Here is a 21,661-nt window from a genome sequence, read left to right on the forward strand (position 1 = left end):
TGGGCGACTATGTCTTTGAAGACAAGAATGCCAACGGCATCCAGGATGCGGGCGATGTGCCGATCCAAGGGGTGTTAGTGACCTTGTACTCAAACGGGTCCGTCGTCAACACGACCATTACGGATGCCAACGGTTTATATGGATTCACGGGCTTGACGCCAAATATGCCGTATGTAGTGGGCTTCGGTCAACCATCTGGGTACGTACCCACGGCGGCTAACGCAGGTCTGAACGATATGATCGATTCGGATGCAGGCGTGGGTGGTCTGACGGGAGTGTATAGCCTGACAGCCAACGAGTTCAACCCAACGGTGGACGCTGGTTTCTTCCGGCCTGCTTCCCTGGGTGACTACGTCTTCGAAGACGTTAACCAGGATGGCATCCAGAATACGGGCGACACGCCGATTCCAGGAGTGATCGTGACGCTCTACCAGAACGGTAGTGCCGTGGCCACGACGACCACCAATGGGTCAGGTCTGTACTCGTTCACGGGTCTGACGCCAGGTTCGAGCAACAGCTATAGTGTTGGCTTCACGGCTCCGGCTGGCTACGCACCAACAACGCCTCTGGCTGGAACCAGCACAGCGAATGATAGTGACATCAACCCACTTACGGGCCGTAGCCAGAGCATTACGCTGGCTAGCGGTGAAAGTAACCCAACGGTTGATGGTGGCTTCGTCCGCGGTCTGGGCGCCATCGGTGATTACGTGTGGTTCGATTACAACAGCGACGGTCAGCAAGGATCGACTGTTTTGGAACCTGGTGTAGCGGGTGTCACAGTACAGCTCTTCGCTGCCTCGAACACGACAGTGCCACTGGCTACGACCATAACGGATAGCATGGGTAAATACCTGTTCGACAAGCTGCCTTCGGGTCAATACATCGTGAAGTTTACGGCGCCGAATGGCAGTGTATTCACGACGAAGAACAAAACAGGTGTTAGCACTGACCTTGATAGTAATCCGGGTGTAGTTGACGGGCTGACGGATGTCATCACCATCGACGTAACCCAGCCGCTATCGAGCACGGCCCGTGTGAACCTGACCATTGATGCCGGTATTGTTCCATACGGCTCGATTGGTAATTACGTGTGGCGCGACACAAATAACGATGGTATCCAGAATGACGGACCTACAGGCCTGGCTGGTATCACGGTTGAACTGTATGGCGCTAATAACCTGACTACTCCGCTAGCCGAAACGCTGACAGATGGTACTGGTTACTACCTGTTCGATAACCTAATTGCTGGTAGCTATAAAGTGAAATTCACCCTCCCAACGGGCGAAATCTTCACCCTAACCGAAGCAGGTACTGATCGGACAGTAGACAGCAATCCAGGCCCTGATGGTTTCAGCAAGTTGATCGTGATCAACACGGCCCTACCACTGGGAGACGTTGGTCGGAATAACATGACGATCGACGCGGGTGTAGCTGGCAAGTGTGCTACTCAACTGGTACTGGTTGCCGGAACAACCAACATGAGCCTTTGCGTGGGCGGTTCTACTTCGGTAAGTGCCATTGCAACAGGAGCATCGAGAGTGAACTGGTACCTCGACGCCACGGCGCAGGTGCTGGCCTTCACAACAGTAAGTGGCCAATCAATGGAAGTAGCACCGACGACTAACCTGACCTACTACGTACAGGCAGAAACGGCCGACGGTTGCAAGAGCGAGATCAAGCCGGTTGTCATCATCGTCAACGCCCGTCCGAACACGCCATCGTGTCTGAAGGAAGTGACGGTCTGCAAAGACAAACTGTTTGACCTCACAACGGTGAAACTGAACAATGTGCCACTGCCTGGCAGCACGCTGGAATGGCATACGGGAATCAGTGAAACAAGTCCGCTGGTGACCAACCTGTCGGCTGTCGGTGCGGGTGAATACTACCTGTTCGAACGGTCACGGTACGGTTGCTACAGCTACCCTGCTGTGTTGACGGTCAACGCGATCGATTGTAGCTGCCAGAGTGTAGCGATGGTATCGACCAGCCTCACATCAGGCTCAGTTTGCGAAGGTGACCGGATTACGCTGGTAGCAACGATCAGCGGATCGGCAACGGGTGTAACCTGGATGGCCTCGAACACGGCAACCGCTGGTACGCTAACAGGTGCTAACAGCCTCACGGCCATGTACCTGCCTTCGGCGGCTGATATCGCGGCTGGTCAGGTTGCCTTTACGGTAACGACCAACGATCCAGATGGCAACGGTGTTTGTATGCCTGCTCGCAGCACGGTGCTGGTAGCAATCGGCAAGCGGCCAGATGCGCCACTTGGTGTAGCCTGCGATGATGAGATCCTCTGCCGCGGCACGAGCACGAAGCTGTTCGGGTTCACGACTGGTGCCAAGATCAACTGGTATGCCAACGGCACCCTGATTGGATCAACGGCTAGTGGTAAAGCGCTGGTGGTAACGCCAATGCAGTCAACTACCTACACGGCCATTGCAGAAAGCGCAGCCGGTTGTGTCAGCGTTCCGTCAAGTGAGGTGATCGTAACGGTAAAAGCTACCTGTCTGGCCGACCTTGCGGTTGTGAAGACAGTAATGACGGCTGGTCCGTACAAAGTGGGTGATGTGATCTCATACGGAATCACGGTTACCAACAACGGTCCGATCAACGCCACAGCGGTGTCGGTGTCTGAAATGCTGCCTGCTTCACTTGAATACGTCAGTGCCACACCGGCCGGCGAATACAACGCGGCAACGGGTATATGGACAATCGGTAGCCTGCTGAACGGCTCGAACCGCAGCCTGATCGTTCAGGTGAAAGTGAAAGCGACTGGTTCAATTACGAACCGGGTTGTAGTAACAGGTGGTAATGATGATCCGAGCTTGCCGGGTAACAACACAGCGACAGTGGGTATCACGGTTGATGATTGTAACACACCGGCTCCAACGATTGCCTGCGCCGTTACAGCACTTTGCGGCCATACGCCGACCGAGTCGACGATCTTGACAGCCCGCGATTGCCAGGGAACCATCAGATGGTCGAATGGCATGACGGGTAACCGGATCGAAGTGTTCCCAACGATGACGACCACCTACACTGCCAGTTGCGTAGTAGGTACGTGTGCCAGCCCATCATCGAACCCGATTACGGTAACAGTGACGGATGTGAAAGCACCAACGATCCTGGCTAGTGCCGATAAGGTATGCGCCGGTGGTGTGGTTAGCCTCACCGCTGTTGGCTGCGAGAATGGTCAGGTGTTCTGGTCAGATAACATGACTGGTGCGGTTGTATCGTTGACCGTGAACGTTGAGACGACGATTACGGCTCAGTGCCGCCTCAATAACTGCTACAGCACGTCGACTGCCAAGGTGATTAAGGTGGGTAACGACCTGCCGAAACCAACTGTAGTCTGCAGCACAACGGATGTGTGTCCAGGCGAAACGGTTACACTGACTGCCCAGAACTGCGTAGGGACGCCAATATGGAGCACCGGCGAAAAAACCGCCAGCATCATAGTGGCACCAACGCAGGGTAACAATAGCTACTCGGTACAATGCATGGATGGTGCCTGCCTGAGCCCACGCTCAAACGACTACACCATCAAGGTGACACCGGCGGCTGTGCCAACGGTGGCTGCATCTGCAACGTCGGTATGCGCCGGAACGGTTGTTAGCCTCACGGCTACTGGCTGCCAGGGCAATGTGACCTGGAGCAACAATATGACAGGTAGCGTGATCTCGGTCACGGTAACGTCAACGGAAAGCTTCTACGCCTACTGTAAGGTGCGCGATTGTGTAAGCAATCCGTCTCAATCGGTAACGATTCAGGTAGGCAAGCCATCGGCACCAACGATCCGGGCTATTCCGAACACGGCCATCTGCTCTGGTGAGTCGGTAACGCTGACAGTAGCTGAAGGCTGTGCCAACGGAACTGTTAAATGGATGCCGGGTAACCTGACTGGCAGCTCGATTGTTGTAGTACCGACGATCAACACAGATTACACCGCTACCTGTTTGACCAGCACTTGCGAAAGCGCACCGTCGAACGTAGTAAGGGTAATTGTGAAAACGGCTGGTACAGCGCCAACGGTTACGGCTTCGGCTGCAACGGTTTGCAACGGTGGCAGTGTCACGCTGACTGCCGGTAACTGCACCAACGGAGTGGTTAACTGGTCGAACGGTATGACAGGTACGTCGATCGTCGTGATACCAACGGCTGATGCCAACACCTACTCGGCTACCTGTAAACAGGCTGCCAATTGTGGAAGCCCACAGTCGCGGGTGATTACGATCAATGTCAGCACGCCACCAGCACCAACAGTGGTTTGCAGCACATCGGTGATCTGCCCAGGCGAATCGGTTGATCTAACGATTCAGAACTGTTCAGGTACCGCGATGTGGAGTACAGGGGCGGCTGATAATGGGAAGACAATGATTACTGTGTCGCCAACCAAAACGACCAGCTATTCGGTCAAATGCGCGGATGGCGTCTGCATGAGTGCATCTTCACCACTGTATACGATTACAGTAGTACCGGTGCCTGAACCAGACGTGACGGCCAGCAGCACGCTGATCAGTGAAGGGGAAAGCGTAACACTGTCGGTGACCAACTGCCCGGGCACAGTAACGTGGAATACCAACCAGACGGGCAACTCGATTGTGGTAACGCCATCGGCTGCTGTCAGCTACTACACGGCTGTCTGCCGCTTCCGTAGCTGTGTCACAGACCCATCGATTACGATCACTATTCGTAAGAAAGGGCCTGAGAATTGCACGGCAAAGGCAGGTACACTGGTGCCCGTTATAAGCGAAGTGTGTGCGTCGACAATGACGATGGTGACACTCGCCGCAACCGACAACGGTGGTCGCGTGGTACCAACTGGTTTCTCAGTTCGTTACGTACTGACAAAAGGAACTGGTCTGGTGATCCAGCAGACAAGTGCTACGCCATCATTCACGGTGGCTGCTGCTGACGCCGGTATCTACACCATTCATACCCTGGTCTACAATCCGGCTACCCTCGATCTGTCGATGGTTGTTCCGGGAACGACGACGGCTGCGGATGTGCTGAACCGGATTCAGGCGAACCAGATCTGCGCTGACCTGGATGTAACAGGTGCCCGTACGAAAGTGAAGTACGTACCTGCACCGGTGATCCTGGGTATTGGAAATATCTACCGCTGCTATGGTGAGGTTGTCTCTCTGACTGCAACCGGCTGTGAGAACGGCAAGGTTACATGGGGAGGTGGTGCTGAAGGGAACGTCTTTACCTTCACAGTACTACACGACAACTGGTTCAGTGCTATCTGCACAGTGGATGGTTGCAGCAGTGCACCGTCGCAGATGGTCGACCACTACCTGGTTCTGCTGAAAGTACCAACGATCGGTTGCGACAAGCCAACGGTATGTGCGGGTGATCCGGCCACACTGACGGCTCAGGGCTGCGAGAACGCTGGTTATCTATGGAGCACCGGCGAAACAACGTCGAGCATCGTGGTAACCCCGGGTGAAAGCACAACCTACGCCGTGAAGTGTACGCTGAACGGTTGCCAGAGCGACTGGTCGCCAGCCTGCAAACTGACAGTTGGTCAGCCAGGTACGCCAGTTGTGAAGGTGAACGGTTCGACCAACAACGTAACGACCTGCTTCGGCTCGCCTGTTACGCTGACGGCCAGCGGTTGCCCAGCGGGTGCCTTTGCTATCTGGAGTAACAACCAGGTAGGTAGCAGCATCACCGTGAACCCAGCCATAACGGCTACTTACACGGCCCAGTGCTGTACCTCGAACAACTGTAAGAGCAAGGTGTCGAACGCCATCGTGATCAATGTGCTGAGCAAAGTGCCACAGCCAGCAACGACGGATCTGACCAATACCTGCCCAATCCTGGCCGTGAATCTGGCCAGCGCAGTAGGTCCTGTTCAAACAACCGGCGGAACGCTCGAGTACTACTCAAGCAGCACGCTTGAGCCAGCTACTAAGCTGACCAACACCAACGTGACGGTATCAGGTACGTACTACGTGGTTGAGAAAACGACTGGCGGTTGCTACAGCCTGCCTGCTCCGATCCAGGTGAACATCACAACCTGTGGTGATATCATCCCATGCGGCGACAACCCGGTGACGGCCGACGCAGGTCTGGATGCAGCCGTATGCGCAGCGAAGACGTATAAATTAAACGGTAAGGCAACCGGAAAGAACCTGACTACTCAATGGGCAACCAGCGGTACAGGTACGTTCGACAATGCCTTTAGCGGTCAGGCTCTGTACACTCCGTCGGCGACGGATGTGCAGGCCGGCCAGGTTACACTGACATTCTCAGTGAAAACCAACAATACGGCCTGCGGCACGAAGAGCGACGCACTGGTACTAACTCTCAATGGTCCGAAAGAGCAGCCGACAGTAGCGGTGATCGGAGCCACCCAGCTTTGCTACGGTGACTCAGTGAAGCTTCAGGCACCAGCCGGGTTTACGTACCTGTGGTCGAATAAAGCCACGTCGCAGAGTATTACGGTGAAACAGGGCGGTGCCTACAGCGTTCAGGTCTTCGATCAGAACGGATGTAGCTCAGTTCCTTCGGCAAGCGTAGCCATCAGCGTTGCTGCTCCAGTAGCAGCTCCGCTGGTAGCTAACCTGCGCAACGCCTGCCCAGCTACTACAGTAAGCCTGAGCACAGCCCTTGGCGGTCTGACTACGGCTGGTAGCACCTACGAATACCGTATGGGTGAGTCGACATCGTCGGCACTGGTGATGAACCCGGCTGCGGCTGGCGAAGGCACCTACTACATCTTCGAGCGTACGGCCAGCCAGTGTGTGAGCCTGCCAGCCAAGGTGAGTGTGAAGGTGATCGACTGCCTGCAGGATAACGGTAAGTCGGCCGACGTATCTATTGCCAAACTGGTAAGCAACCCAACGGCGAAAGTGGGTGAAGCTATCACCTATACGTTGAAGGTGACGAACAACGGTCCGAATAAGGCATACAATGTAGACATCCGCGATGTACTGCCAGTAGGCTTGAACCTGGTCGTTGCCAACTCACCGGTATCGTACACGGTAGGAAATGGTGCCATTACGAAGCGGTTCGACAGCCTGGCTGTCGGTGCCACCGACTCGATCGTCTTCATGGCCCGTCTGACGAAGAAAGGAAACGTGGTGAACACCGCCAGTATCACCTACAGCGATGTAGTTGATCCATCGGCGAGCAATAACACGTCGAGCGTAACGGTTAGCGATAACTCACCATTCAAAGCGGGCCTGATTGGCCTGGCCAAAGCGGTGATTGGTACGCCAACCTTTACCAACGATAGCACACTGGCCGTCGCCTACCAGTTTACCGTGACTAACTTCGGCGACGAAGATCTGAGCACCGTAGGCGTGACGGACGACCTGGATGCTGTGTTTGGTGCTGGCCACGTACTGAGTACTCAACTGGCCTCAACAGATGGTAGCAGCAAACTGGTGCTGAACCCGGCTTATACCGGATCAGGTGCTACTACGCAGCTACTTGCCGCCAGCAGTACACTGGTTGCCGGTCAGACGTCGACATTTATGCTGTCTGCAACGGTTCGTGTGAACAAAGCAGACACAGTTGATCGGACATACGCTAACCTGGCGATGGCTACAGCTATGAATTCGACGTCGCAGGTGAGTGACGCATCCGTTGATGGAAATGACGCCGACCCGGATAAGGACGGTAACCCAACCAACAACACCGGTGCTGCACTGATCACGATTCCGGCCACGGCGAAAGCACAAGCCAAACAAATCGGCGTAGCCATGGCGGTTGCATCGGTGGTGAAACAGGCTGACGATAGTTACAACGTGACCTACAAGGTGTATGTGAAGAACTACAGCAACGTTGCGCTGACAAACGTGAGTCTGCTCGACACCATCGCCAATGCGTTTAAGAGCCCGGCATCGTACTCAATCGTGAGTGGCCTGGTTGTCAATGCAGGTAGTGAATTGGTGATTAGCGGAGATTTCAACGGAAACGATGCGCCATATTACTTCAATAGCTCACAAAGCCGTCTGGCTGCTGGTAAGGCCGATACCCTGAGTTACACGGTGAACGTGAAACCCAACGGTGCCATCGGACCATTCTACAGCCAGGTCTATGCCTCCGCTAAGCCAGAAGCGACTACGCTGACGGTGACCGACAAGTCGAACGCCGGGTCAACCATCATCCCGAATGATGATACCAAAACAGGTGTTCGGTTCGATCTGCCATCGGCGCTTCTTGGGGTAGCCAAGGCCGTGGGTACGCCGGTACGGATTGCCGACAATGTCTGGAATGTACCCTACACAATCAAGGTATGTAACCTGGGCACAACGGATCTGAAGAAGGTGCAGGTGATCGACGATCTGTCGAAAACGTTCGGTAGCGGTGCGCAGGTGACCAGTGTAACGGTAACGGCCGATGCAGGCCTGAAAGTGAACGCCGGTTACACGGGTGTTGGGTTGCTGACCAGCATGCTCGATACCACGGCCAGCTCACTGCCTGCCAAAGCGATTCGTTACATTCAACTGATGGCGCGTGTCGATGTGTCGAAAGCCACATCGCTGAGCTTCACCAACATTGCCCTTGGTTCGGCAATGAGTGGCTCAGTAGCTATAGCTGATACGTCGAATACCGGCTCGAATGTGGACCCTGATAACGATCTCGATCCGCGCAACAACAATGATGGAACACGGGTTGTGCTGAACAGCCTGCCCGGTGCACCACACATTGGAGTTGCCATGATGGTTCGTGACACGGCCCGCCAGGCAAACGGTAGCTACAACATCACGTACCGCGTGGTTGTGAAAAACTACGGTACGGTTGCTCTGAACAATGTGTCTTTGTCTGATAGCCTCTCGAACGTGTTTAATCAGCAGGTAGGCGCAGGCTTTAGTGTACTTGGCACACCAATTGCATCAGCAGGTAGTAAGCTGAAGGTGAATCCGGGCTTTAACGGAAGCACCGACCCCGCTCTGGTGATGGGTGATTCAACGAGTCGCCTGGCAGTAGGAGCCACGGATACGCTGCTTGTACGGATTAACGTCCTGAGCAACGGGCAAACAGGTACGTTCTTCAACACGGTTTATGCCGTAGCGAAGGCGGGTCTGGAAACAGTTCGCGACGTGTCGACCAACGGCATGAACCCGGATCTGAACGGAAACAACAACCCGACCGATCTGAACGAAAGCGAAGCCACCCCGTTGAACCTGCCGCTGAACCTGCAAACGGTGTTTATTCCTGAAGGCTTCTCGCCCAACGGAGACGGTATCAACGATACCTTCGTGATCACCGGAACGCAGGGTACAACAGTTAGTCTTGAAATCTTCAACCGTTGGGGACACCGCGTCTACTACAGCGAAGACTACAAGAACGACTGGGACGGCAAGCCAAACACAGGCGCACAAGTGGGTAACACCAGCAATGGCCTGCCCGACGGTACGTACTTCTATGTCGTGAAACTGAGCGATGGCCGTGAGTTCGTACGGTACATGACGATTAACCGGTAGTAAGTAAGTTCGATGCGGTTGGCCACGGCCAACCGCATCGAACTGAAAAAATGCCAAAGCAGCCTATCTGATATGTGTAACAAACACGCTTTTAAACTTTGGGCAGCCGTGCTGCTGCTAACCCTCGGGGTTGGAAGCAGCCGGGTGCAGGCGCAGCAGGACAAGATGTTCTCGCAGTACATGTTCAACATGATGGCGCTTAACCCGGCCTATGCCGGTAGCCGCGATGTGCTGAGCATGACGGCCCTTTACCGGGCGCAGTGGATTGGCCTGGAGGGTGCCCCGCAAACGGCAACCTTCACCGCCGATATGCCGCTCAACCGCGAACGGATCGGCGTAGGCCTTCAGCTCTACAATGACCGCATTGGCAAGCAGACCGAAACGGGAGCCTATGCATCCTACGCGTTCCGCTTCCGGGTGGGGCAACGGTCAACGCTGTCTCTGGGGTTAACCGGTGGTGTGTCGGCCTACAGCAATCGCCTGACCGAAGTAGTGACCTCCCCCGGCCAGTTAGGTCCGAATGACCCGGCTTTTGCAACGGACATCAACAAGATGCTGCCCAACTTCGGTACCGGCGTGTATGTCAGCAACGACCGGTCGTATATCGGCTTGTCGGTGCCCCGTTTGTTGCGGAATAACCTGAGCGATTTCAACGCGCCGGGCCTCCGGTCGCGGCAGGCTCGTCAGGCATACGCAATGGCTGGGTTCGTTATTGGCCTGAGCCCGGCGCTGAAATTGAAACCGTCGATGCTGGTGAAATACTCGGAAGATGCGCCACTGGGTTTCGACGGTAACGTAAACTTGTGGATCAATGATCGGGTGGCTATTGGTACATCGTATCGCCGCAACCAGTTCTACACATTTACCAACCAGACCAACGATGCCATAGTGGGTCTGCTGGAACTTCAGCTTAGCGACCAGTTCCGGTTAGGCTATTCATATGACCGCACATTGAACAGTTTAGGGAAGTTTTCGCCTAATTCCCACGAGATCATGATTCGCTACGAACTAGGGTTTAATCGGAACAAAATCCTGACACCGCGTTATTTCTAAGAATTCGGCAAAGTATTTGCTATCCAGAGGGTATATTCTCAATTTAGAGGATATACCCTTTCTTAGTTCTAACCCATTCTCATACAGCTTCACGTATGACCTCTCGTTTATCTCTCGCCATCTGTTGGCTGCTGTTCCTGCTTGGCTATAGCGCTCAGGCTCAGAACGCCGCCAAACGGGCCGACCAGCAGTTTGCTCAACTAGCCTACGCTCAGGCCGCCGATCTGTATGAGCAGGCACTTAAGGAAGCCCAATTATCGACCGAAGCCGACGTACGTCAGGCGCGGGCTAAACTCGGCTATTGCTACCGCCAGTTGCGCGACACCCATAATGCCGAACGAATTTACCGTGATCTGATCGGGAGTGGGCAACTACCCGCCGACTATTCAGATTCGTACCTGCATTTTGCGCAGGCTCTGGCCAGCAACGGAAAATATAGAGAGGCCCAGGAAGCCTACGAAACGTATGCAAGCCTGAAAACGACCGACAATCGTGGTCCGCAATTCTCCAAGCTATACCGTGACGTGAGCGCACTCACAAGCAATGCGGGCAGCTACCGGGTCGATTTTCTGGACCTGAACACACGTGAGGCCGAATTCAGCCCGGTGATTTACCAGGGCGGTCTGGTTTTCGTTACCTCATCGAAGGCCGATAATGGTATTCGGCGCATCTTTAAATGGGACAATACTCCCTTTCTCGACCTGCACTACATACCTGAACTGAGTTCAGTGAAAGGGACCTCCCCCGCCAGTTTAGGCAGTGGCAAATCGAACCGCCGCCAGGTACGTATGCAGTCGTACCGGCCACTCGGCCGCGATGATTTTACGGCCCCTACCTCTAACGACAGCCGTACAGTAGGCGTGTTTGGCGGTAATCAGGTAGCGGCAGGCGAAGGCTACGGGATGGTGCCGGTGTCGGAATCTGACCAGTTCAGCCAATCCTTAAACAGCAAATACCACGAAGGACCCGCTACCTTTAGTAGTGATGGCTCACGGGTGATCTTCACGCGCAACAACTACAACAACGGCCAGTCGGCAACCAGTAAAGACGGGGTCAATAAGCTAAAGCTGTACACGGCCAAACAGGTCAACGGCCTCTGGAGCGACATTGAAGAAATGCCCTTCAACAGCGATGAATATTCGACGGGGCATCCTGCCCTAAGCCGTGACAACCAGCGGCTATACTTTGCCTCTGATATGCCGGGTGGTATGGGTGGTACCGATATTTATGTGTCGAAGTGGGAGGGAAGCCATTGGTCAGCCCCGGTTAATCTGGGTGCAAACGTCAATTCAAAAGGCAATGAACTCTTCCCGTTCATAGATGAAAAAGGAAATCTTTATTTCTCGTCCGATGGCCTGCCGGGGCTGGGTGATCTGGATATCTTCTACGTTGAAATGTCGGTTGATGGTAAGCCTACCAAAAACATTCGGAACGTTGGGGAACCACTCAACTCGGCTAAAGATGATTTCGGGATCGTGACCGATGGCAACCGGAAGGCCGGGTATTTCAGCAGTAACCGCAAGAATGGTGGGGCCGATGATGATATCTACCGGTTCTCACGCGAGGGGTCGCTGTATCCCTGTCGCCAGTTGACGGTCAATGTGTTTGATGAAGTTACTAAAGGCCCACTGGCCAACACAAAAGTTGTCTTGCAGGGTGGTGAGCCGGGTAATGACCGAAAAGAGTTGGAGACTGACGCCAATGGCGATATAAAGATTTGTGTAGACGCCGAAAGTGAACTAACGCTTGTGGCCATGCATGATGGGTACATCGACAGCAAGGTTGGATTTGCCACTCATAACCTACAGGATGATCAGCCCTCGCGGCTCGAAATTGCCCTTAGCCACCCCACTGTAGTTACAGCGGTTGCCACTGTGGCCGGGGTGACCGGAGCCGTAACGCAACGGCAGGGTAAGGTTGTTTCTCAGGATGATAACGCGCCTCTGTCCGACGTAAAAATTACGCTAGCGAATGAATGTGATGGCTCATCCTTCCAGATGGTGTCCGATGGTAACGGGTTGTATTCATTTACTACCGTTCTCGGCTGCGAGTACAAACTCGAAGCAACCTACAAGGATATGGCCTGCCTTGGATCGCGCATTGCCGCCGATGGAACTGGAGATCCCAATATCACTATGTTCAGCAAGGGCGATATATTACGGCTCGACAACATTTATTACGATCGGGGAAAGTCTAAGATTCGCCGGGATGCCGCTGTAGAGTTGGATAGACTGGTTGACATGCTGACGCGCTATCCCAAAATGACCATCGAAATGCGGTCACATACAGACAGCCGGGCCACCGCCGCCTATAACAAAACGCTATCGACGAGCCGGGCCAAAGCCGCTGTCACGTACCTGGCGTCGAAAGGCATTGCTAAATCGCGCCTGAAAGCCACCGGCTATGGCGAGTCTGAACTGGTGAATGATTGTGCCGACGGGGCCGACTGCTCGGAAGAACAGCATCAGCAGAACCGCCGGACGGAGATCAAGATTCTGACTATAAAATGAGTCTATGGGTGCATACCTGCCAGGTACGTACCCACAGACTCATTTTGTTTTGAAAGCCGCCCCCGGATAACTGAGGGCGGCTTTCTGTTGAAAATAGTAGTTTGATAAAGTTTTGAGTAAACAAACCCGCTTGTCAAGCCTTTATGGTGTAGTAAATTACCACTCTCGATTTAAACAAAAAGCGTTTGTTATGGCAACTAACCGGGTAAAACAAATTCACGAAGCAGGTCAGAGCATCTGGCTCGATTTCATTGACCGCCAGATCATAAATAGCGGTGGACTACAAAAGCTTATCGACGAAGACGGCGTTCGGGGTATTACGTCCAATCCGGCTATTTTCGAAAAAGCGATCAGTAGCAGTTCCGATTATGATAGCGACATCAAACAATTGGCTGAAGCCGGTAAGTCAAATGAAGATATATTCTATGGCGTAGCCGTAGCCGATATTCAGCGGGCCGCCGATATTTTCATGCCGGTCTATGACGATAAAGTGAGCGGAGCCGACGGGTTCGTGAGCCTGGAAGTATCACCCCATCTGGCCCTTAACACGGCCGGCACCATCGAGCAGGCACGTGCCCTCTGGAAAGCCGTTGACCGGCCCAACGTGATGATCAAGATTCCCGGAACGCAACCGGGCCTTGCCGCTATTCAGCAAGCTATTAGCGAGGGTATCAATATCAACGTAACCTTGTTGTTTAGCCTCGACCGGTATGAGGCCGTTGCCGAGGCCTACATCGCCGGGTTGGAGCAACGCGCCAACGCCGGGCAGCCTGTTGATCAGATTGCCTCGGTCGCCAGTTTCTTCCTGAGCCGCATCGACACGCTCGTTGACCCTATTCTGGTTGAAAAAGGCTTGACTGATCTGAAAGGCGAAGTAGCTATTGCCTCGGCTAAACAGGCGTACCAGATCTACAAACGGCTGTTTGATTCTGACCGATTCAAGGCCCTGGCCGATAAAGGAGCTACCCCGCAACGCTTGCTCTGGGCCAGTACCGGCAGTAAAGACCCGGCCTATTCGGATGTGAAATACGTGGAGGCGCTTATTGGGCCCAACACGGTTGATACGGTGCCGATGGAAACGCTCGACGCCTTCCGGGATCACGGTAATCCGCAGGCGCAACTGGAAACCAATCCTGAACAGGCTGAACAGGTGTTGGCTACGGTGAGAGAAGCCGGTATTGATCTGGACGCGCTGATGCAGCAACTGGAAGACGAGGGGATCGACAAATTCAATAAACCCTATGATAAGCTGTTGAAAGCGATCGACGACCAGAAGAAAAACCTTACGCCCGCCTAACGTACAGGCATTCCAGCCGACAAAAGCCGCATTCAGACAGTCTGGATGCGGCTTTTGCATTTAACAAATCTTATGTTGGCGCAGATAGGCACACAACGGCATCTTTGCCGGTGAACTGATCCTCGCTTTTACTGTGAAACAATTGGTCGTTATTGCGCTGATGGTGAGCACGTTATCCATATCTGCTTCTGGCCAGTACAGCCAGCGGCAAATTGGCGACTGCGCCGTTTTTACTATTCCATTTCCTGGTTCGTTTCCCGGCGATTCAATCACTTTTGCGGTGGTAGCCAGCAAGGGCGAACTCACCAAACGTAAACCTGTTTTTCTGTTCAGGCAAGGGTCGCTACCCATTCCGCTGTTCACAATAAGCCCCAAAACAAGGCGTCACGCTCTTACCGAACTGCCCAGAACCTGTTACGATCATGAAGCCGACCAATACAGTATCATGATTGCCAAACCGGGCGTGCCACTAATAGTCGAGGATACGTACCTGGACACGCTGTTCGGCTCCCGCGACAAGCCATTACCAACCATGTATCCGGCAACGTACCTGGCCCATAACTACCTGGATTATTACGTCGCTCAGACCAATACCGTGTTGACCTTTGTGCTGAAACAACCCTGGGCCGATACCCGTCGGGTGGTGTTGGCTGGTGGGTCGGAAGGGTATCATGTCGCCATCAAAACGGCGTATAGCAACAAACGGGTGACCCACCTGATTGCCTCGTCGGGTGGGCTGGAAGGCCGGTTGCAATCGATTATCCGCACCGAACGGGCCAAAGGGATCACGGGCGAATACACGCAGGCCGAAGCGCAACGCAGCGTTGAGGCATTGCAGCAGGAATGGGCCGCCATATGTCGGGATTCGCTGAATGTAACTGCCGTTGCAGGCGACCCCAACAGAACGACGTACTCGTTTTCGCACGGCCTCAACAAAGACTACCTGCTGGCGCTATCCATTCCGATCTGTATTATCTACGGCACCGCCGATGTGGGGTCAACGTCGAACGACATACTGCCGCTGGAATTTGCGCGGCGTGGTAAAACCAACCTGACGGTGAAGGCGTACCCGGATCATGACCATACCTACCATAAACTGACGTACGACACTGCCGGTAAAGTAACGGGCAAGGTATATAACGGAATTGCCGTTGAACACGATTACTTCGAGTGGCTCAGGCAACATTGACCAGTGCCTGCTTGTTGACGTCTTGTTATTTATGCGTTTTTTGCACAAAAAAGCCAGTATGCTGCTCGAAACCCTGACCACCCTGTTTGATCGTGACCTGAACCGGGTCAGAACTGAATTGCGCCAATACCGCGACGAGCAACAAATCTGGGCGGTGCCCGCAGGAATCAGCAATTCGGCGGGTAACTTATGCCTTCACCTCATTGGTAACCTGAACACCTACATCGGAGCCGAACTGGGACAGTCTGGGTACGTTCGGCAGCGTGAGCTGGAGTTTTCGCTCCGCGACGTACCCAGACCTGTTTTGCTGACTCAACTGGAAGACACCATCGCAATCGTCACCCGTACGTTGACGACGCTCGACGCCGCCAGCCTGGATGAGGAATACCCACTACAAGTCTTCGAGAAAAAGACATCGACTGGCTATTTATTGATGCATCTGGCCACTCATCTGAGCTATCACCTGGGGCAGATGAATTACCACCGGCGACTGGTTGAGGGGTGAACAGACTCGTATGATCCATTGCTGTTTCGATGCATGCCCTGCGAACGTACCTACTCTTTTCTTATGTATTAACTACTTAAGTAATTGCGGTTGGTTAGATTAGTTAGTCGCATTTTGTCAGGTACGTTAGACAACTGGCTCCGTTCACTGAAAAAGTAGACCTGGTTTTTATAATGGGTTGATTATCTGCTACCTTACCTGCTGTATATCAATCTGTTTTTGTATGATAACGCGTCAGTGGTTTCTGACGATAGCCTTGGCCTGGGCCCAATTTCTACTGGCCTCTGCTCAGACCAGCAAGACGCTGACGACTGCCGACGGGTTGCCGAATTCGACGGTGACCGAGGTTGTTCAGGATCGGGCCGGCTTTATCTGGATTGGTACCGCCGACGGGTTGGGGCGTTACGATGGACGGACAGTCAAGGTGTTCAGGCATAAGCCCGGCGACACCACGTCACTAGCCGACAACAAGGTTACCCAACTGGTTGAAACAGCGGCGGGAGACTTCCTGATTGGCCTAGAATCTGGCAGCTTTCAACTGTTCGATCCAGTTACCGAGCGATTCACTACGCTGCTGGATGAACGGTTTCTGGCGGCTGGGAAAGCCGCCGTCACCCAATGCCGGTTGAGCGCCGATGGGCGACATGTGTGGGGGCTGCAACCGGGTGTCCACCTGGTTCACTACGACCGGCTGACAAAGAAACTGGTGATGTATCCGTTGCTTTCCCTCATCGGTGAAATAAATACCATGAGCGATATGGTGCTGACAGCCAGTGGCTTCCTGTACGGGATTTGTTCTGCCGGCTTACTGCAACTTAATACCAAAACCGGGCAGAAACGGATTATTAATTGCCCATTTACTGTCCGTAATACAGGCTTCAGATCCGTTGACCACGACATTGTGGAAGGTCCAAACGGGCAGATCGTCCTTTTCGGGTACGTTAATGTAGCGCTGTACGATCCGGTAAAGGACCGGTTTCAACTGGTGCCGATTCCTGATCCTGTGGCCGCCAATCCGGTTTACTACTCGCTGAATACCTTGTCTGATCGGCACCTATACGTTGGCTACACAGACCGCCTGTACCGACTCGGTGCTGATAACCGCCTGACGCTCACCCAACGGGTTTCCGAGAATGGACGACCGGGGCGGGCGCATGCGGTGCTCCTCGACCGGTCAGGTACGTTGTGGCGTAGAGCCATCACTGGTGGCCTGATCCGGGTAGATCAACACGCAATGCCGTTCCAGTTTCACGCTACTCGGAAATCGATACTGGAAGATTTTATCGAAGCTGATCTGGGTAGGTCGCCTCCCGACTCTTTACTCGTCTGGCCGACAGCCTGGTGGCCGCGTTTCGTTAGGGCACCCAACCAAGACGGCTACCTGGTAGATCCGGGTCGCGTGTATCGGTATCGGCCAGGCCTGAAAAAACTGGAAGAAATCCGGTCACTTCGACGTACTGATAATAGGGAGTGTTGCAAGCTGGCGTTGAAGGCGTCGACGACTGGTCGGCTCTGGCTTTACTCGAATGACTTAGGCCTGATCGAAAGTAATCTGGATGGGGAACAGGTGAGGTTCTATCCGGGTAGCCGATTGCCCCTGACAGGCCCGTACCCAGGCTATGACGTAACGGATATTCAGCCAATTGGTAACGCCGTCTGGCTAGGCTCCCGGCTGGGCCTCGGCTTATTCCAGTATGACCTGACAAAGCAGCGGATCATTCGCGTCTTTCGGAATGAACCTGGAACAACCAATTCGCTGCCCCACAATACGATACACCGCCTTACGCCCGACCCGTTCGATCCTGCCAAATTATGGATCAGTATGGGTGGTGATGGCCTTTGCCAATTGGATACGAGAACCTATACGTTTCGGCGATTGGGCGAACGTGAAGGCTTTCCGGGTGGAACCGTCCAGAGCCTGGAAGCGGATGCCAACGGTTTTTTGTGGTGCTCAACAACGCGCGGACTAGTGCGACTGAATCCGAAAACGTGGGCTGTGCGCCAGTTTACGGTCAGTGATGGCCTGGTGGAAACGGAGTTTGCCATCGGCTCATCGGCTGTTTTGCCCGACGGCCGACTTATGTTTGGCTCATCCGGCGGTCGAACCGTTTTTGACCCACTCGCCATCCGCAACGACGTATACGAACCGCCGTTGGTACTTACTTCACTGAAAATCAATAATATAGTGGCTGATGCCAATCAGGTGGCGTCGGTGCTGCCGCGGCCAATCAACGCGTTGTCGGAACTGGTTCTGTCGTATACCCAAAATTTTTTGACGTTTGAATTTGCTGGGCTTCAGTACAACAAGCCCGAAAACATCGTGTATCGGTATCGGCTAAGTGGCGTAGATGCTAATTGGGTCGTTGCGGGGAAACAGAATACGGCCAATTACACGCAGCTTGCCCCTGGCAGGTACGTTTTCGAGGTGAATAGCTCGAATACGGACGGGCTCTGGACGCGCCAGATCAAACGGATCGTGGTGCTGATCAAACCGCCATTCTGGGCCACGTGGTGGGCTTATGCGGCCTATGCCGTTGCGGTCGGAGGGGTTGTATTTGGCATTGTCCGGCTGCGCATCAGCCGGATTCGGGAGCAGCAAAATATGCAGATGAAGCAACGGGAAGCCGAACAGTTGAAAGCCGTTGATGAAGTGAAAACCCGCTTTTTCTCCAACATTACCCATGAGTTTCGCACGCCACTCTCGTTGATTTTAACGCCCACCGAAAAGCTGTTGCAGGAGGCCAAACACGATGCCGCAACCCGGCAGACACTGGCATCGGTACACCGCAATGCCGGGCAATTGCTTGGGCTGATCAATCAGTTACTCGATTTGTCGAAACTGGAAGCGGGCCATATGGCTGTATCGCTGGCGCGGGGTAATGTGGCCGGGTTCATCGAGCAACTGGTTGATTCGTTCCGACCGGCTGCTGACCAGAAAGAGGTGAGGTTGCTGGCGCAGGTTACGCTGACGGAGGAGGAATTTGCGTTCGACGCCGACAAGTGGCTGACCATTGGTACAAACCTGCTGGCAAATGCCCTGAAGTTTACCCCGGCAGGAGGGCAGATACGGATTAGGCTTACCGATGGTAGCGAGCAGATGCTTTGTCTGGTTGTGGCAGACACCGGTATTGGCATTGAGGCGGCGAAACTGCCCCATATTTTTAACCGTTTTTACCAGGTCGACGATACACGTACCCGGGCTTTCGAGGGAACCGGAATTGGCCTGTCGCTGGTCAGCGAACTGGTCAACGTTTTGGGAGGCACCATCACAGTAGCTAGTAAGCCGGGTAGTGGCACCACATTCACGGTGTTGTTGCCTGTAGCCAATGCGTTGGCTGGTTCTGCCAGTTTTGCGATGGGTCCGGTAGCAACTAACCGGATTCTGCCAACGTATACGGGTAGCCGTTCAGATGCTTTTCACGCCCCGGGCGCGGCTAATCGGCCGATGGTGCTGGTGGTTGAAGACAACGCTGAACTACGCCATTTTCTAGCTGATGAGTTAGTTGGCTCCTATCGGGTACTAACGGCGGCTGATGGGCAGGAGGGCTGGCAACTGGCTCAAACTGAACTGCCCGATGTGGTCATCTCAGACGTGATGATGCCCGGTATGGATGGGTACGAGCTAACTCAGCGCCTCAAAAGCAACTCCATGACCAGTCATGTTGCGGTGATGTTACTCACTGCCCGCACTGCCCGGGAAAGCCGGATGGAAGCCCTGGGCCAGGGCGCCGATGACTACCTGACCAAGCCATTTCACCTGGATGAAGTACACCAGCGGCTGCATAACCTGATCAGCCGCCAACAAACGCTACGGGACTATTATCACGCACAGTTTATCCAGCCCGATGCCAATTGTCGGGCCGAGGGGATGGAGGACAAATTTCTCCGGCACCTGCACGAGGTCGTCGACGCGCATCTGTCCGATAGTACATTCGGGGTTGAAGAACTGGCGCACGAACTGGGCGTGAGCCGGCGAACGCTGAACCGTAAACTGAGCACGATCGCCAACCAGTCGGCCAACGATGTGTTACGTCAGCAACGGTTAAAGCGGGCCGCTTCGCTGCTGCTGGCCGGGGGTACCATTGCCGAAACAGCGTACCAGGTTGGCTACGAAAGCCCGGCCCACTTTTCGCTCATATTCAAGGAGTTCTTTCAAAAGACGCCGACAGAATTTGCGCATCGTTCAACCTGAACGGCTCCCGTTAGCTCAGACCCGAACCCGAATCGACCTTAATATACAGGTTTTCCTATAGCAGAATCTAGGTCTTCGTGGATGGTGTCACAGTGGATTGGCGTAGACCTTTGTGGGGCTCTACCAATCAACCACTATCATGCGTACTACTTCGTCTACTACTAGTACCGACGCCCTTCGTACCCCTGATCCTGCCCCCGATGACGCGGGCTTCTTTAGCGTTCTCTATGAAATAATCAGGCGGCATCCGGTGCTGTTCACCGTGCTGTTTATGATTCCCTTCGTGGCCCTGCTGATATCAATGGGACTCAAATGGTATTATGTCTTCAACGATTCGGCGCACTACCTGTCTAACTTTCAGATCGACCCGAAAACCGGTGCCTGGACCGACTCGAAGCGGTATTTCGGCCCCGGCATCGACCGCTACATCCGCGAGCTCGATATCGCTGGTTTGCTCGGCGGTATTGTGGGCATATTTATCGGGCTGTTTGTGACGGTGTCGACCGAAAAAGCCAACCGGCAGAAGGAGAAGATCAATCAGCAGGAGATGGAGCATATCAAGACCCAGACCAACCTGCTGGTTCAGGCCACCCAGTCGCTCAATACGCTGATGATGGATGTGAGTGGCAAAGTCAACGAAAAAGTGCTGCTGATAGACGGTGCCGATGAACTCCTGAAAGGCATCGGCAAAGTGATCGACTCAGCCCAGTCGCAGGGGAACGACCTGCTGGTTTTGTCGAATACTGCCAGGGTTGAGGGTATCGCGCCGTTTCGTATGGAATACGTAGCCAAACACGCCGACCTGCGCCCGCACGAACTACGCAACGCGACCCAGTTTGATTACGCACGTAAAGCCGAAGCGCTCCAGCGCGACCGCACCGATGTTGAAAACAAATTGAAAGGGGCCGCCCTGTACCTGCAGAATATGGGCAGCGACGCGCATGTTGAGTTTGTCACGCTCAACGACCAGAATGAAGGCGCTACCCACGCTTTCCTGAAATACCTGGGTAAAGTAGTCAATGAGCATGTATCCGTAGAAACCTACCGGCCGGGCAGCAATGCCGTGCTAAGCCAGCGCGATGATATTCCACACCATAATCGCTTCCTGGTAGCCTCGTCGACGGACGAGGCTACCGAGCCGAAGTCGTTGCTGGTCAATCAATTATACAAAGATCATGTGCAGGCTATTCAGGAGATGCAGGAGATGGGTATCCGGGTGTCGAAAGTAAATAAGACGTTGCCTGTGCAACTGTTTATCAGCGCCCCCCGCGACAATAAACCCGGCATCTTCCGGGGGCTGTGCGTCTGTATCCTCGGCAGTGGATCAAGTGCAAGCGGTCGCGCCACCAAGCTCACCGCTTTCCTGACAGAAGACCCGCACATTGTGGCGTCGATGACCGAGCTTTTCTATGATTACCAAACCGACGGCCGACTCAACACCCAGGAGTTTATCCGGCAACTGATCTAAT

8 protein-coding genes are annotated in these 21,661 nt (G+C 54.0%); all 8 read left to right on the forward strand.

Going from position 1 to position 21,661, the window contains the following annotated elements:
• Window positions 1-9,446: SdrD B-like domain-containing protein (locus tag ACFE8Q_RS24530; protein WP_375448085.1), on the forward strand; the 9,446-nt coding region annotated here is incomplete at its 5' end.
• Window positions 9,447-9,518: 72 nt separating this feature from the next.
• Window positions 9,519-10,499, forward strand: a complete 981-nt coding sequence (locus ACFE8Q_RS24535; protein WP_375448086.1) for a type IX secretion system membrane protein PorP/SprF — start codon at window positions 9,519-9,521, stop codon at window positions 10,497-10,499.
• A 95-nt stretch (window positions 10,500-10,594) separates the two neighbouring features.
• On the forward strand, window positions 10,595-13,009 hold the full coding sequence (locus ACFE8Q_RS24540; RefSeq protein WP_375448087.1) for an OmpA family protein: 2,415 nt from the start codon (window positions 10,595-10,597) through the stop codon (window positions 13,007-13,009).
• 190 nt (window positions 13,010-13,199) lie between these two features.
• On the forward strand, window positions 13,200-14,306 hold the full coding sequence (gene tal / locus ACFE8Q_RS24545) for a transaldolase (RefSeq protein WP_375448088.1): 1,107 nt from the start codon (window positions 13,200-13,202) through the stop codon (window positions 14,304-14,306).
• 133 nt (window positions 14,307-14,439) lie between these two features.
• Window positions 14,440-15,495, forward strand: a complete 1,056-nt coding sequence (locus ACFE8Q_RS24550; protein WP_375448089.1) for a hypothetical protein — start codon at window positions 14,440-14,442, stop codon at window positions 15,493-15,495.
• A 31-nt stretch (window positions 15,496-15,526) separates the two neighbouring features.
• Complete coding sequence (locus ACFE8Q_RS24555) at window positions 15,527-16,000, forward strand: DinB family protein (RefSeq protein ID WP_375448090.1); 474 nt, start codon at window positions 15,527-15,529, stop codon at window positions 15,998-16,000.
• Window positions 16,001-16,223: 223 nt separating this feature from the next.
• On the forward strand, window positions 16,224-20,192 hold the full coding sequence (locus ACFE8Q_RS24560) for an ATP-binding protein (protein ID WP_375448091.1): 3,969 nt from the start codon (window positions 16,224-16,226) through the stop codon (window positions 20,190-20,192).
• Between the two features lie 139 nt (window positions 20,193-20,331).
• Entirely contained in the window at window positions 20,332-21,660 is a 1,329-nt protein-coding gene (locus tag ACFE8Q_RS24565; RefSeq protein WP_375448092.1) for a hypothetical protein, read from the forward strand.
• Window position 21,661: the final 1 nt, after the last annotated feature.

It is taken from the genome of uncultured Fibrella sp., from assembly GCF_964250085.1.
In the GTDB taxonomy this organism is placed as follows: domain Bacteria; phylum Bacteroidota; class Bacteroidia; order Cytophagales; family Spirosomataceae; genus Fibrella.